This is a genomic window from Pseudomonas sp. SIMBA_067 (assembly GCF_046534675.1).
Classification (GTDB): Bacteria; Pseudomonadota; Gammaproteobacteria; order Pseudomonadales; family Pseudomonadaceae; genus Aquipseudomonas; species Aquipseudomonas putida.
In genome coordinates this window covers 1-242 of the sequence record NZ_JAWRYH010001189.1, presented here as the reverse complement: position 1 = coordinate 242, position 242 = coordinate 1, and the positions used below count along the sequence as shown (strand labels likewise).

Genomic DNA, 242 nt, shown 5'->3' with positions numbered 1-242 from the left:
CTCAATCTCTATGGGCTGTAATAAGCCTGAAGGCGGCGATTTCAGTAGCTGTGGGCAAAGCCGTTCAAGCTCTGCCAGCAGGTTGATCGCCTGTGAGTGATTCCAGTCGGAGGACTCTGTATCCTGACGCCGCGCCAGCCACTGGGCCAGTTGCGTCGCAGAGATCTCCTGCTGCCGGGCGAGATAGCCTAACAGCTCAGGAATCAAGATTTGTAAATTTTGTGTTCGTAACGGTAAAGGCA

1 protein-coding gene is annotated in these 242 nt (G+C 53.7%); it reads right to left on the bottom strand.

Translation table 11 applies throughout. The features are described from left to right. Positions 1-242 (bottom strand): hypothetical protein (locus SB765_RS33035; RefSeq protein WP_410932950.1); only part of this gene is annotated, 242 nt, incomplete at both ends.